The organism is Dellaglioa sp. CoH-56-MRSF-12 (genome assembly GCF_056782075.1).
On the sequence record NZ_JBXAYD010000002.1, the window covers coordinates 24765 to 41180 of the forward strand.

Here is a 16416-nt window from a genome sequence, read left to right on the forward strand (position 1 = left end):
TTCACATGATTAAAACGATTATTACATTTATTATCGTTTTTGGAATTTTAGTTGTGATTCATGAATTTGGTCATTACTATTTTGCAAAACGTGCTGGAATTTTAGTTCGTGAATTTTCAATTGGTATGGGGCCAAAAATACTTTCATTCCATAGAGGTAGTACAACGTACACTTTAAGAATATTACCTCTTGGTGGATATGTTAGAATGGCGGGAATCGCTGATGATGAAGATGAAGATTTAAAACCTGGTATGCCTATGAGTTTAATACTGGATAGTAATAATAAGGTTACAAAGATTAATACGAGTAAAAAAACAACGCTGTATAATGGTATCCCAATCGAATACCTAGATAGTGATTTGCAAAAAGAACTCTGGATTACAGGATATGAAAATGGTAATGAAGAGATAGTAAAAAAATATAATGTTGATCATGATGCGTTAATAATTGAAAAAGATGGCACAGAAATTCAAATCGCTCCTGAAGATGTTCAATTTCAATCAGCTACGCTTTGGAATCGAATTTTAACGAATTTTGCTGGACCGATGAATAACTTTTTATTAGCTATTGTTGCATTTATACTACTTGCTTTTATGCAAGGTGGCGTTGCAACCAATTTGAATCAAATTGGTACAATTCAAGAGAATTCTGCGGCTCAAAGGGCGGGGTTAAAAGCAAATGATAAAATTGTAGCTGTATCTGATAAAAAGACAACAAACTGGACTGAATTAACGACAGCGATTAGCAGTCGTCCTGATAAAAAAACTGACTTAAAAGTAATAAGGAACGGTAAAACAGAATCAATCGTTATTACACCTGAATCAAGTAAAACAGACTCAACAAAGATCGGTAAAATTGGTATTACAGTTAAAATGGATCACTCATTTATCAATAAAATTACTTATGGGTTTACGCAATCATGGAGTGTCGTGGCTAGTATTGTGGCTGTATTAGTAGGGATGTTTACTAAAGGTGTCAGCTTAAATGATTTTGGTGGTCCGGTTGCAATTTATGCAGTGACTTCAAATGCAGCAAGTTATGGGTTGGCGAGTGTTGTGTCATTGCTTGCATTCTTATCAATTAACTTAGGAATTGTGAATTTATTACCAATTCCAGCTTTAGATGGTGGAAAATTAGTACTAAATATTATCGAAGGAATTCGTGGCAAACCAATTTCACCTGAAAAAGAAGGTGTTATTACATTAGTTGGATTTGCATTTTTAATGATATTGATGATATTAGTCACATGGAATGATATTCAGCGTTATTTCTTTTAAATGAAAAAGGAGAATAAAATAGTATGAAACAATCACAATTATTAATACCAACAATGAAGGAAGTTCCAAGCGATGCTGAGGTTATCAGTCATCAAATGATGTTACGAGCTGGATATATTCGACAAGTTTCAGCCGGAATGTACAGTTATTTACCATTAGCTTTCTCCGTTATTAGAAAAATTGAAACAATTATTCGCGAAGAAATGGAAGCAATTGGAGCGGTTGAAATGCTTGTACCTGCCGTTATTCCTGCTGAATTATGGGAAGAAACAGGTCGTTATGAAACCTATGGTGATACACTTTTTAAATTAAAAGATCGACATGATAGAAAATTTATTTTAGGACCAACTCATGAAGAAACATTTACTTCTTTAATTCGTGATGAAATCAAATCATATAAAAAATTACCACTGACAATGTTCCAAATACAACAAAAATATCGTGATGAAAATAGACCTCGTTTTGGTATATTAAGAGGCCGTGAATTTTTAATGAAAGATGCTTATTCATTCCATGCGGATGAAGAAAGTTTAAATGATACTTATCAAAAAATGAATCGTGCATATCAAAATATTTTTGAACGCTGTGGTCTTAATTTTAGAAGTATTATTGGTGATGCAGGTGCAATGGGCGGTAATGATTCAAAAGAATTTATGGCAATTTCTGATATTGGTGAAGATACAATCGTTTATTCTGATAAGAGCGATTATGCAGCTAATTTAGAAATGGCAAAAAGTTTGAAAACATATAAGAATTCACATGAAGCGATTAAAGATATTGAAAAAATTGAAACACCAAATATTAAAACAATTGATGAGTTGGCTAAATTTATTGATACAGCAAGTGAAAATTTAATAAAATCATTATTATTTATGGCTGATGAAAAACCAGTGATGGTTTTAATGCGCGGAAATGATATTTTGAATGAAATTAAATTAAAAAACACATTAGGCGCTGATTTTTTACGTATGGCAACTGATTCAGATGTTACTGAAGTGTTGGGTGCAGAGTTTGGTTCACTTGGACCTGTTGGTGTTACAGAAGACGTAACAATTGTTGCCGACGAAGGAATTAAGGGAATGATAAATGCGGTCGTTGGTGCAAATACGACTGGTTCTCATTTATTTAACGCAAATATTGATCGTGATTACCGAGTAGATAAATTTGTAGATTTACGTTTGGCTCAAGAAGGTGAAACTTCACCTGAAGGGGAAGGCGAATTGAAATTTACTAAGGGGATTGAAATTGGTCATATCTTCAAAATTGGAACACGATATTCTGAGGCATTGGGCGCTAATATCTTAGATGATAATGGCCGCGAAAAACCTGTGATATTAGGTTGTTATGGAATCGGCGTTAGTCGTTTACTTGCAGCCATTGCAGAGCAACAAGCTGATGAAAATGGTTTAGTATGGCCTAGAAGTATTGCACCATACGATGTTCATGTAATTCCAATTAATGCTAAAAATGATGAACAAATGGCTCTAGCTAATGAAATTGACAAAAAAATGACTGAAAATGGTTACAAAGTATTGCTTGATGATCGTAAAGAACGTGCAGGTGTTAAATTTGCTGATTCAGATTTAATTGGATTACCTGTTCGAATTACAGTTGGTAAGAAAGCTGCTGATGGTATCGTTGAAGTGAAGTTACGTAGAAATGGTGAAACGATTGAAGTAACGAAAGACGAATTAGAGAGCTCTATCTCAATTTTATTAAAAGAAGAAAATCAAAACTAGTTAAAGAAGATTGAGTTCAAAAGAAAATTTTGACTCAGTCTCTTTTTCATTTTTAGAAAAGGAGTCAATCATTTGTCGCTTAATAATAAAGAATTATTCAATAAACTATTAGAACAAATTAATTTTCAATCAAGTGACCAACAAGATAGTGAAATATTGGATTTAATTGAAATTTCAACCGTAACTGTTCATGAAAAGTCAAAACTATGGGAATTCAAGCTAGTTGCCCCTAAAATTTTGCCATTTTCATTATTTAGTGACTTAGAAAATAAAATTGCAATTACATTTAAAGATATTGCAAAAACAAAAATAACTGTTCAAGTTGAGCAACCAGAATTAACAAACCAACTTTTAGGCGATTATTGGACATGGGCAGTTAAAAATAGTGAAGCTAATTCTTCGCTAGTACAAGAACTTTTTCATGGGAACGTCCCTTATCTTGATGATAGACGAGTGATGTTAATGGCTGAAAATGAAATTGTAAAAACGTTCTTAACAGGTCAAGCATTAGGACCAATTGAAACTGCGTATCAAATGGTCGGATTTCCACAGATAAATATTAATACATTATTAGATGAATCAAAATCACAAGAAAAAATAGAAGAAATTAGACAGCGAAAAGAATCTCAAGATGCCATAATGATGCAGAAGGCAACAGAAACTATTCAGAAACAAAATGAAAAGAAAAAGACTGATTCTCAAACTGTAATTAATGGACCTGTTCAAATGGGTAAAAAGATTAGTACAAAAGAGCCTGCAAAACGGATGGTTGAAATCATTGAAGAGGAACGCTCGGTTATTATTGAGGGATATATTTTCTCTAAGGAAATCCGGACGCTTAAGTCTGAAAGACAATTAATGATCATTAAAATGACGGATTATAGTTCATCCATGACCGTAAAAAAATTCTCTCGTAATGAAGAAGACGAAGCGATGTTTGCTGCTATTCAAGAAAAAGAATGGGTCAGAGTTCGTGGTGCAGTACAAGAAGATAATTTTATGCGAGATCTAGTGGTGAATGCTTACGATATTAATCAAGTCGACCACCCAAGCCGTCAAGAAACAGCTCCAGATGATGAACGACGTGTTGAATTACATTTACACTCAAATATGAGTCAAATGGATGCCACAAATTCAATTACGGATTATGTACAGCAAGCCAGTAAATGGGGACAAAAAGCAATTGCGATTACGGATCATTCTACCTTACAAAGTTTTCCTGAGGCTCATTCTGCTGGAAAGAAAAATAATATTAAAATTTTGTACGGTGTTGAGGCTAACGTTGTTGATGATGGTATTCCAATTGCTTTTAATGATAAGGATGTAAATCTAGAAGAAGCCACTTATGTTACTTTTGATACGGAAACAACGGGTTTATCTGCTCGATTTGATAAAGTTATTGAATTAGCTGCTGTTAAAATGACAAAGGGAAATGTCATTGAAGAATTTGATGAATTTATTGATCCAGGACATCATTTATCTGAAACAACAACTAATTTAACCTCAATTACGGATGAAATGGTTCATGGATCAAAATCTGAAGAAGAAGTTTTTAAATTATTTAGAGAATTTTCAGAAGGTAGTATTCTAGTTGCCCATAATGCTAGTTTTGATATTGGCTTTATGAATACTGGATATGAACGTCATGGCATGGAACCTATGCAAAATCCAATCATTGATACGTTAACGTTAGCAAGATTTTTACATCCCGAATTAAAAGGGTTTAGATTAAATACACTTTCCAAAAAATTCAATGTTAACTTGGAACATCATCATCGCGCTATTTATGATGCTGAGACAACTGGTCTTTTGTGTAATATCTTTATTAAAGATGCTAAGGAACGATTTGAAATAACGTCACATGTTCAATTGAATGATCATATGGGTGAGCATGATGCTTACAAACAAGCACGTCCATTCCATGTTACGTTACTTGCGACAACTCAAGCCGGACTTAAAAATATGTTTAAATTAGTTTCAACTTCGATGATAGATTATTTTTATCGGATGCCCCGCATCCCTCGAAGTGAGTTAAATAAATATCGTGAAGGTATTATCGTTGGTTCAGCGTGTGACTCAGGTGAAGTATTTACAGCAATGATGCAAAAAGGGATGGAAGAGGCTAAAGAAAAGGCTAAGTTTTATGATTACTTAGAAATTCAGCCTAAAGCATTATATGAACCTCTAATCCATCAAGAATTAATTAAGGATAATCAAAATTTAGAGGAAATTTTACAAAATATGGTTGATTTAGGACACGAAATGGATAAGCCGGTTGTTGCGACTGGAGATGTTCATTATATGAACCCTGAAGATAGTATTTATCGTAAAATTCTTGTTAATTCAATGGGTGGTGCTAATCCGTTAAATCGTTCTATTTTACCTGATGCACATTTTAGAACAACGAATGAAATGTTGGAAGGATTCCAATTTTTAGGTGCGGATGTTGCTAAAGAAATCGTTGTTACAAATACGAATTTAATCGCTAATATGATTGATGATGACATTTCTCCAGTTAAAGATCGATTATATGCACCGAAAATTGATGGCTCTGAAGAAGAAATTAAACAATTAACCTATAATCGCGCTCATGAACTTTATGGAGAAGAGTTACCTGAAACTGTGGTTAAACGTCTTGATAAAGAATTGACAAGTATCATTGATAATGAATTTTCAGTTATTTATTTAATTTCACAAAAATTAGTTCATAAATCTAACAAAGATGGTTATTTAGTAGGGTCCCGTGGATCTGTTGGGTCAAGTCTTGTTGCAACAATGACTGGAATAACAGAAATTAATCCATTACCACCTCATTATCGATGCCCTAAATGTAAATATACACATTTTTATGAAAAAGGTGAATATGGGTCTGGATTTGATTTACCAGACCAAGACTGTCCCAAATGTGGTACACCATTAGATAAAGATGGACATGATATTCCATTTGAAACTTTTCTTGGATTTTATGGTGATAAAGTTCCTGATATTGATTTGAATTTTTCGGGTGATTATCAAGCAATTGCGCATAATTATACGAAAGTTTTATTTGGGGAAGATTATGTTTTCCGTGCAGGAACAATTGGTACTGTTGCAGATAAAACGGCTTATGGTTATGTTAAGGGTTATGAACGTGATACTGGAGCAACGTTTAGAAATGCGGAGATAGATCGACTTGCTAAGGGGTCAACTGGCGTTAAACGGACGACCGGTCAACATCCTGGTGGTATCTTAGTTGTCCCTAACTATATGGATGTTTATGATTTTTCACCTATCCAGTATCCAGCAGATGACTCAACTTCCGAATGGAAAACAACCCATTTTGATTTCCATTCTATCCACGATAATATCTTGAAATTAGATATTTTGGGTCATGATGATCCAACCATGATTAGAATGTTACAAGATTTATCAGGAGTTGACCCAAAAACAATCCCTACGGATGATAAGGGCGTTATGCAAATATTCCAAGGGCCTGAAGTACTTGGTGTTACTAGCGACGAAATTTTCTCAAAAACAGGTACATTAGGTATTCCGGAATTCGGAACGAGATTTGTTCGAGGGATGCTAGAAGAAACAAAACCTAAAACATTTGCTGAACTATTAAAAATTTCTGGTCTATCACATGGTACAGATGTGTGGTTGGGAAACGCTGAAGAACTTATTTCTAATGGAACAATCACGATGCCGGAAGTTATTGGCTGTCGTGATGATATCATGATGGGGCTTATTCATATGGGTATGGAAGCTGGTAGCGCTTTTAATATTATGGAAGGTGTTCGAAAAGGAAAAGGTATCTCAGATGATTATCAAACTGAGATGAAAGCAGCAAAAATTCCAGATTGGTATATCGGAGCATGTTTAAAAATCAAGTATATGTTCCCTAAGGCACATGCTGCTGCGTATATTTTGATGGCCTTACGAATTGCATACTATAAAGTTTATTTTCCAATGTTATATTACTGTGCTTATTTCAGTGTTAGAGCAGATGATTTTGATTTAGTCGCAATGTCGCATGGTAAAGAAGCAGTGAAAAAAGCAATGAAAGATATTAATGATAAAGGGATGGATGCATCAACAAAAGAGAAAAATTTGTTGACGGTCCTTGAATTAAGCAATGAAATGCTTGAACGTGGCTTCCAATTTGGGATGATTGATTTGGATAAATCAGATGATTCAAATTGGATAATTGATGGTGATAAGTTAATTGCACCATTTAGAGCTGTACCAGGTCTTGGTAATAACGTTGCTAAGCAAATTATTGCTGCTCGTGAGGAACGCCCATTTTTATCTAAAGAAGATTTAGCTAAACGTGGTAAAGTTTCTAAGTCATTAATTGAGTATATGACTGAAAATAATGTTTTAAAAGCATTACCAGATGAAAATCAACTATCTATTTTTGATGATGTCTTTTTCTAAAAAGTGAGAACATAGCAGTTTGTTGATGTTTTCAGAAAATTATGCTATATTAAAGAAAGTATTTTGATATCTTGTTTGAGTGAGCAGCGATGCTCACTCTTTTTATTGGGAAAATGTAAGGAGGGTAACGTGTGAGTACTGTTATAGAGACTGTCACAGAGCTAGTTCAACCAATTGTTGATGAACAGAATATTGAATTGGTGGACATTGAATTTGTTAAAGAAGGCCCAAGTTGGTTTTTAAGAGTTTACATTGATAAACCTGAAGGCATTAAAATTGAAGAGTGTGTTGCTGTTAGTGATATTTTAAGTGAAAAATTAGATGAGATTAATCCTGATCCAATTCCACAAGCTTATTTTTTAGAGGTTTCATCACCTGGTGCTGAAAGACCTTTGAAAAAGGAAAAAGATTATGAAAGAGCTTTGAATGAATACGTTAATATTTCACTATATGAACCTATTAATAACGCTAAAATTTTTCAAGGTACCTTAACGGAATTAACAGCTGATGAATTAACAGTTGTTTATATGGACAAAACGCGTAAGAGAACGATCGTTATTCCTCGTCAAAAAATAGCTAAGGCGCGCTTAGCTATCAAATTTTAAGTAGCTTTTTATAAAGGAGTAAATTAAAGATGAGTAAAGAACTATTAAGTGCACTTACAGTGTTAGAAGAAGAAAAAGGTATTAAAAAAGAAGTTATTATTGATGCCATTGAAGCAGCATTAGTTTCTGCATACAAGCGTCATTACAATCAAGCACAAAATGTTGAAGTAGAGTTTGATTCAAAAAAAGGTAATATTACAGTTTATGCGGTTAAAGAAGTAGTCGAAGAAGTCTTTGATTCACGTCTTGAAGTTAGTTTGCAAGATGCTTTAGAGATTAATAAAGCATATGAAGTTGGCGATTCAATTCGATTTGAAGTTACACCTAAGGATTTTGGACGAATTGCTGCACAAACTGCTAAACAAGTTATCATGCAACGTGTTCGTGAAGCTGAACGTAGTATTGTTTATGATCAATATATTCAATATGAAAATGAAATCGTTAGCGGTGAAGTAGAACGTCATGATAATCGTTATATTTATGTTAATTTAGGTAAAGTGGAAGCTGTTTTAGCTAAGATTGATCAAATTCCTGGTGAAAGTTTTAATCCACATGATCGAATTAAAGTTTATATCACAAAAGTTGAGAATGCTGCTAAAGGCCCTCAAGTTTTTGTTAGTCGTTCACATCCTGACTTGCTAAAACGATTATTTGAACAAGAAGTTCCTGAAATATATGACGGAACAGTTGAAATTGTATCAATTGCTCGTGAAGCAGGTGACCGTGCTAAGGTAGCTGTTCGTTCGAATAATCCAGATATCGATGCTGTTGGTACTTGTGTTGGTCCTAAAGGACAACGTGTACAAACTATTGTTAATGAATTAAAAGGCGAAAATATGGATATTGTTGAATGGAATGAAGATCCTGCAAAATACATTGCTAATGCTTTGAATCCTGCAGAAGTTGTCAATGTTGTCTTTAATCCAGAAAATGATCATGCTTGTACTGTAGTTGTGCCAGATCACCAATTGTCATTAGCAATTGGTAAAAAAGGTCAAAATGCACGATTAGCTGCAAAATTAACAACGTTTAAAATTGATATTAAATCTGAATCTGATATGGTTAACAGTAGTGAAGAAAAAGAAGTTTCTGAAACAAACAAATAAGCCGATTAAAACTGATCGGTAATTGATTTGGAGGCAAATTAAAGTGATTAATCGTAAAATTCCAATGCGTAAAGATATCGTTACGGGTGAAATGAAACCTAAAAAAGAACTTGTTCGTGTTGTTAAGAATAAAGAAAATGAAGTATCTTTAGATCCAACAGGTAAGAAACCAGGGCGTGGCGCATATATTTTTCTTGATGTAGATGTGGCGAAGCAGGCTCAAAAAGAAAGAACATTCAATAAAGCATTCGGTATTAAGATTGACGAATCATTTTATGAAGAACTTGTCGAATATGTTGACCATCAGGTAGCTAGACGAGAATTATTTAAAGATGAAAAATAGTCAAAAATTCTTACAAATGCTAGGCTTGACCAGACGCGCAGGTATGTTGGTGACTGGTGAAGGACTAGTATTGAATGCTGTCAGGAAGAATAAAGCTAAATTGGTTATTCTTTCTGAAGATTGTGGACAAGCGACTTTAAAAAAAGTAACAGATAAGTGCAACAGCTATAATGTTAAATTATATGTTGGATTTTCAAAAGCCAGTTTAAGTGAGGCCGTTGGACAACAGCGCACAGTGTATGCTATTACCGATAAAGGTTTTAGCAGAAGGATGTGTGACTTAATGGATATATAGAAGGAGCATGCAAATATGGGAAAAAAAAGAATTTATGAATTAGCTAAAGAGCTAGAATTAAATACTAAAGATATTATTGATTTTGCAACGACAAAAGGTTTTGATGTTAAAAATCATATGTCAACTATTGGTGATAATGAAGAACGTCAGATTCGCGATAAATTTAAAAAGGGCGCTGCTAAAGTAGTTGCTGCAAAGAAAATGGTTGAAAAAACTGTATCTAATGCAACACCGAAAAAACCAGTAGCAAAACCTGTTGCAAAGAAACCAGCACAACCTGCTAAAACAACGAATAGTAAACCTGTTGCTCAAAAATCATCGCAGGTAGCTTCAAAACCAGTAGCAAGAACAACTAACGCTGCACCAAAGACAACAAATGAAAAGCCAGCAAATCGTCCTCAAAATAGTACACAATCAAGTGCTAGAACTGCTAATAATGGTAATGCTAATCAGCAAGGACGTTCGAGATTTAATAATAATAACCGTTATGGGAATAATCCTTATAACAAACGTAACAGAAATAAGAAAAACCGTCGTTCAACGACACCAAAACCACCTGTATCACCCAGAAAAGATAAACCATTACCAGAAATCTTATATTACAATGCTGCAACTAATGTTGCTGAAATTGCTAAAAAGATTCATCGTGAACCAGCAGAAATTATTAAAAAATTATTTATGTTAGGCGTAATGGTTAACCAAAATCAAACACTCGATACAGATACAATTGAAATTTTAGCAGCAGAATATGGTATTAAATCAGAAGCTAAAATCGATGTAGATGTTGCTGATATTGATAAAATGTTTGATGCAGAAATTAAAAATGAAGATAATCTTGTTTCAAGACCACCAGTTGTTACAATCATGGGACATGTTGATCATGGTAAGACAACCTTACTTGATAAATTACGTCATACACATGTTACTGATGGTGAAGCTGGTGGTATTACACAACATATTGGTGCTTACCAAGTAAAACATGATAATAAAACAATTACATTCTTAGATACACCTGGACATGCTGCATTTACAAATATGCGTGCTCGTGGTGCCGATATTACTGATATCACTGTTTTAGTTGTTGCTGCTGATGATGGGGTTATGCCTCAAACAATTGAAGCAATTAATCATTCTAAAGCAGCCAATGTACCTATTATTGTTGCTGTTAATAAAATGGATAAGCCCGGTGCTAATCCTGCTCATGTTACAGAACAATTGGCTGAATATGAATTAATTCCTGAAAGTTGGGGTGGTGATACTATTTTCGTTGAAATTTCAGCGAAAACAGGCACAAACCTTGATGAATTATTAGAAATGATTTTACTTGAAGCCGAAGTTCTTGAATTACAAGCAAATCCAAAACAAAAGGGTATTGGATCTGTTATTGAAGCTCGTCTTGATAAAGGCCGTGGAACAGTTGCTTCATTACTTGTTCAACAAGGTACGTTAAAAGTTGGTGATCCAATTGTTGTTGGTAATAGTTTCGGACGTGTCCGTACTATGACAAATGATAAAGGCCGTCAAGTTAATAAAGCTAAACCTGCTACACCAGTAGAAATTACTGGTTTGAATGATGTTCCAGGTGCTGGCGATCGTTTCGTTGTCTTTGATGATGAAAAAACTGCTCGTGCAGCTGGTGAAGAACGTGCTAAACGTGCTTTAACAAAAGAACGTGGAAATGTTACGCATGTAACACTTGATAACTTGTTTGATTCACTTAAAGAAGGCGAATTAAAAGAAGTTGCTGTTATTATTAAAGCAGATGTTCAAGGTTCAGTTGAAGCTCTTGCAGGAAGTTTGAAGAAGATTGATGTTGAAGGTGTTCGAGTTAATATCATTCATCAAGCAGCTGGTGCAATTACTGAAAGTGATGTTACTTTGGCAGAAGCAAGTAATGCTATCATTATAGGATTTAATGTTCGTCCAACACCTCAAGCTAAACTTCAAGCACAATCTGACGAAGTTGATATTCGCTTACATCGTGTTATTTATAACGCAATTGAAGAAATTGAAACGGCTATGAAGGGAATGCTTGAACCAGTCTTTGAAGAAAAAATAACTGGACAAGTTGAAATTCGTGAAACATATAAAGTTACAAAAGTTGGAACAATTGGTGGTGCTTACGTCACTGAAGGTTACATCGAAAGAGATAGCGGCGTTCGTTTAATTCGTGATGGTATTGTTATTTATGAAGGTAAATTAGCAAGCTTGAAACGCTTTAAAGATGACGCTAAAATTGTTAAACAAGGTTTCGAATGTGGTGTCATGATTGAAAAATACAATGACATTAGAGAAGGCGACCAAATTGAAGCCTACGTTATGGAAGAAGTTCCAGTTAAATAATTCATAACAACTATAGGAGGATATAAAATGACACAACATTACCGTGTAGGTCGTTTATCACAAGAAATTCAAAAAGAAGTTAATGATATTCTTTTAAAACGAGTGAGAGATCCTCGAGTTGAAGGTGTCACAATTACGGGAGTTAATGTAACTGGTGATTTACAACAGGCGACAATTTACTATAGTATATTGTCAAATATGGCATCAGATGCACAAAAAACACAACGTGGTTTGGAAAAAGCTTCTGGATTAATTCGTGGTGAACTTGGATCAAGATTATCAATTTATAAAACACCAGAATTGGTTTTTGTAAGAGATGAGTCAGTTCAATATGGTGATAAAATTGATCAATTACTTAAAAAGATAGATTCTGAATATTAAAATAAAAATCCTGATACCGTTTGTTGCTCTATTTAAACTGTTGTTGATGGATAACTTTATGAAGGTCCTAATCCTTAGTGATTAGGCCTTTTTTTCTCCTCATCAATGGAGATATTATCTTATAATATAATCATATCTTTTATTTTTAATAGTAATCAAGTAAAATTAGTTGTAAGTATTGGTATCTCATATCTTTGATTATATGGTGTAGTTGAATACTAATTCATTTGAAGAATTATGAATTTTTCTTATACCACTATTCAACAATCATTAGATAGTGTGGTAATTTCCTTTAAAAAATTAATTTAATTTTCAAAATATATATTAGAAAGAGGTACTAATTTGAATTCAGAGCAATATAAAGAATTATTAACTTCACAGTCAAAAGAAGTATTAATTCGATTACTAACAAAATATACTGAGAATAAATACGAAATAAAGAATGATATATTAGCTGATTTGGGATTTTTGGATGAAGAAGAAGAAATAGAAGATGCAAAGGAACGAATTCGAGAAATTATTTATGAAAATAGGAAACAAGGGTATGTTTCGTGGAGAGGATACGACAATATTAGTGAAGTAGTCGATAATCTGCTCTCTATTTGTGACGTGAGATTTAGTCAAAATTATTTAAAAGCACCTATGTTAATATTATTAGATTTATTAGAACAATTAGTAAAGGTCAGTGAGTATACAGAATTAGGGTTTATGATTGAGCAAGAGAGTATACTTTCTAAAATACGGATTTATGTAGAAAAACTGTCTGTTAAAGATGGGGCAGATGAAAAGAAAAAATTAATTGTTACGAATGTTATTCGATATGCTAAAAAAAATTTTTGGAATGAATGGGCGGTGAGTGATTTTGATTTACTCAGTCTCATTCTTCCTTTGCTAAATACAAAAAATACGGATAAAGTATTGAAAATTGCCGATAAAATTAGTACAAGATTTGATGAATATACACAACAAGATAGGAAAAGTAAATATTTATTATTTAAAATTAAATTGTTCTTCCAAGTAAATAAAATTAAAGAAGCAGAAGAAATTATTAATAATAATTTAGATATTGATGATGTTAGAATGTTTAAAGTTGAGTTAGCTGTTTCAAGAAAAGACTATGAAGTTGCAGAAAAATTAGTACTAAAAAAATTAATTACAGATAATGATAAAAATATTCAATATTTACAACCTTGGTATACTCGACTAGATACTATCTATGAGGAGACAAATCAAGTTCAAAAAAGAATTGAGTATTTAAAACAGGCATTATATAAAGGCAATGATTCCGATTATAAAAAATTAAAAAAGCTTTTAGTTGATAATGGATTTTGGAAAGCTGAATACCCTGATATTCTGAAAAACATTTCTAAAACACTTGATAATTGGCAACTTGCACAGATATTAGCAGATGAAAACGAAGCTACCATTTTGCTACAATTAATTAAAAAAAATCTGAATTTATTTATGAATTATGGAAAATATATTTACCCACTATATCCCAAAGAAGCTAACATGATGTTTGAAAGCATAGTTAAAGATTTAATAGTTAAAGCTAAAAATAGAAAAGACTATCAAAATATTGGCGATTATATTTTACGGTATAATAACTTTGGAGATGAGGAAGTAGCAATATCTCTTTGTGAGGGTTTGAAAAAGAAATATAAAAATCGGCCTGCACTACAAAAAGAAATGGATAACGTTATGGAAAGAATAAAAAATTATGATGTTTATGGGAAGTTTTGTGAATAATAACGTAGCTAAAACTGTTGGTAAATAGGTATTTAGGAATGATGATAGATAGTTATCTCTTAAATAGAAATTTCAATATTTATAAAAATTAGAATCGATATCCCTTGTTTTACTGATTATGATATACTGTTAAAAGTATATTAACGGAGGTAAGACAATGGACGGAATTATTCCACTATTCAAAGAACGTGGTATGACCAGTCATGATTGTGTTTTTAAGTGTCGTGGCATTTTTCAAACCAAAAAAGTTGGTCATTCAGGTACTCTTGATCCAAATGTTGATGGTGTTCTACCGATTTGTATTGGTAAAGCGACAAAAACAGTAAACTATTTGATGAATTCTGGCAAAGTATATGCGGGTGAAATAACACTTGGTTTCTCTACAGAAACTGAAGATTTAGATGGCGAAATAATCGAAGAAAAAGAGATTATAGATCCTTTCACATCGGAAGAAATTGATGATGTTATGAACCAGATGACAGGTACAATGATTCAAATTCCACCAATGTTCTCAGCTGTTAAAGTAAACGGACGTCGCTTATATGATTACGCTCGTAAAGGTGAAACAGTGGAACGTCCAGAAAGACAAATAACGGTGACTTCATTTATTCAAACGAAAGCTACAGAATATGATTTAGAAAATAAAAGACAAAAAATTTATTTTGAAGTTGCATGTGGAAAAGGGACCTATGTTAGGACGCTAGCTGTTGATCTCGGTAAAAAATTAGGTGTACCTGCAGTTATGTCCGACCTGACTAGACTGGAAAGCGGCGGTTTTAGAATTGATAAGGCGTTTACCCTGGACCAATTAAATGAGGCTAAAGTCAATGGGACGTTAGAATCGTTGTTATATCCAATTGATACAGCGCTAACATCATTTAAAAGGTATGAATTAACAACTGAACAGTGGCTTATTGTCCAAAATGGTGGATTTTTAGCAGTTGATTCGTTTAATAATGAGCCAACAGTTTCTCTAGTTTATGAAAATAAAATTAGATGTTTATACAGATTGAATAGTGAAAAAAATCGTTATCAGTCTGAGACAATGTTTGATTTAGGATAAAGGAAGATATTGGAACATGAAAGTTATTTATTTAACTGAACCGTATAACCCTAACGAAATTAGTAATGATTCTATTTCACTTGCTATGGGTTTTTTTGACGGTGTTCATTTAGGACATCAAAAAGTAATACAAGAAGCTAAGCAAAAAGCTAACGAAAAAAATATTAAACTTGCAGTAATGACATTTGATAAGCATCCGTCAGTACAATTTCAAAAAGCACCCGAACAAAGTGTAAAATATTTAACGTCTATGGAAAAAAAAATATTATTAATGAAGCAATTAGGCGTTGATATTTTTTATATTTTAACGCTAAATAATAGTTTAGCAAAAATGGAACCACAAGATTTTGTCGATAAATATATGGTTGCATTGCATGTAAAGGTAGTAGTTGCAGGATTTGATTATACGTATGGTAAAAAAGATATCGCAAATATGGATACACTACCTTTATATGCTAATCAAAAATTTGAAATTATTACTGTGCCTGAATTAGCGACGAATCATCAAAAGATAAGTTCATCTCGAATTAGAATGGAAATTGATAACGGACATATTAGCGATGTTAATAAGTTATTGGGCTATAAATATGAAACACTTGGTAAAGTTGTTCACGGTGAAGCTAGAGGTAGAGAACTTGGCTTTCCAACATTAAATTTAGAATTCAATGAACACATTCGAATTCCGGGACCCGGAATATATGTGACTAGCGTTCAGGTTGGTGATGTCTGGTATCGTGGGATGGCATCTATTGGCTACAACGTAACGTTTGGAAAAAATCGTGAATTAACGGTCGAAATAAATTTATTTGATTTCAACGAGATGATTTATGGCCAAATTGTTACGGTTCAATGGTTAGCATATTTGAGAAGTGAAGTTAAATTTGAAGGTATTCCTGGATTAATTACGCAATTAAATAAAGATAAAAAAAATACTAATACTTATTTTGACCAACACATATAAGTATTGGTTTAATGGCTGACTAAATAGGATATATTTAGTCAGCCATTTTCTTTAAAAAAGTGAGTGCATTCCTTGACAATAATCTCAACATTTAGTATATTAATAGTTGTCTTAGCACTCCATTGTGTTAAGTGCTAA

At 33.1% G+C, this 16416-nt stretch carries 12 protein-coding genes; all 12 read left to right on the forward strand.

Translation table 11 applies throughout. The features are described 5' to 3' along the window. Positions 1-5: 5 nt before the first annotated feature. The 12 genes from rseP to ribF all read left to right on the forward strand — a co-directional run bounded on the left by rseP (position 6) and on the right by ribF (position 16278). Positions 6-1277: an RIP metalloprotease RseP gene (gene rseP, locus AC1RPY_RS01960; protein WP_481761384.1), complete on the forward strand. Its 1272-nt coding sequence runs from the start codon at positions 6-8 to the stop codon at positions 1275-1277. A gap of 23 nt (positions 1278-1300) precedes the next feature. Continuing rightward, positions 1301-3016 (forward strand): proline--tRNA ligase, encoded by a 1716-nt coding sequence (locus AC1RPY_RS01965; RefSeq protein ID WP_481761383.1) that lies wholly within the window; start codon positions 1301-1303, stop codon positions 3014-3016. Between the two features lie 72 nt (positions 3017-3088). Next, positions 3089-7432: a PolC-type DNA polymerase III gene (locus AC1RPY_RS01970; protein ID WP_481761382.1), complete on the forward strand. Its 4344-nt coding sequence runs from the start codon at positions 3089-3091 to the stop codon at positions 7430-7432. A gap of 131 nt (positions 7433-7563) precedes the next feature. Continuing rightward, complete coding sequence (gene rimP, locus AC1RPY_RS01975) at positions 7564-8037, forward strand: ribosome maturation factor RimP (RefSeq protein ID WP_409022452.1); 474 nt, start codon at positions 7564-7566, stop codon at positions 8035-8037. A gap of 29 nt (positions 8038-8066) precedes the next feature. Next, complete coding sequence (gene nusA, locus AC1RPY_RS01980) at positions 8067-9143, forward strand: transcription termination factor NusA (protein ID WP_409022453.1); 1077 nt, start codon at positions 8067-8069, stop codon at positions 9141-9143. Positions 9144-9186: 43 nt separating this feature from the next. Next, on the forward strand, positions 9187-9486 hold the full coding sequence (gene rnpM / locus AC1RPY_RS01985) for an RNase P modulator RnpM (protein WP_409022454.1): 300 nt from the start codon (positions 9187-9189) through the stop codon (positions 9484-9486). Beyond that, positions 9476-9781 (forward strand): L7Ae/L30e/S12e/Gadd45 family ribosomal protein, encoded by a 306-nt coding sequence (locus tag AC1RPY_RS01990; protein ID WP_409022455.1) that lies wholly within the window; start codon positions 9476-9478, stop codon positions 9779-9781. The genes rnpM and AC1RPY_RS01990 overlap by 11 nt, the downstream gene beginning before the upstream one ends. Positions 9782-9796: 15 nt before the next feature. After that, entirely contained in the window at positions 9797-12124 is a 2328-nt protein-coding gene (infB, locus tag AC1RPY_RS01995) for a translation initiation factor IF-2 (protein WP_481761381.1), read from the forward strand. Between the two features lie 27 nt (positions 12125-12151). Continuing rightward, complete coding sequence (gene rbfA, locus AC1RPY_RS02000; protein WP_409022457.1) at positions 12152-12505, forward strand: 30S ribosome-binding factor RbfA; 354 nt, start codon at positions 12152-12154, stop codon at positions 12503-12505. A gap of 342 nt (positions 12506-12847) precedes the next feature. Further along, positions 12848-14254: a tetratricopeptide repeat protein gene (locus AC1RPY_RS02005; protein WP_481761380.1), complete on the forward strand. Its 1407-nt coding sequence runs from the start codon at positions 12848-12850 to the stop codon at positions 14252-14254. Positions 14255-14411: 157 nt separating this feature from the next. After that, a complete protein-coding gene (gene truB / locus AC1RPY_RS02010) occupies positions 14412-15317 on the forward strand; it encodes a tRNA pseudouridine(55) synthase TruB (RefSeq protein WP_481761379.1) in 906 nt (301 codons plus the stop codon). A gap of 16 nt (positions 15318-15333) precedes the next feature. Continuing rightward, complete coding sequence (gene ribF, locus AC1RPY_RS02015; protein ID WP_481761378.1) at positions 15334-16278, forward strand: riboflavin biosynthesis protein RibF; 945 nt, start codon at positions 15334-15336, stop codon at positions 16276-16278. The last annotated feature ends 138 nt before the right edge of the window (positions 16279-16416 follow it).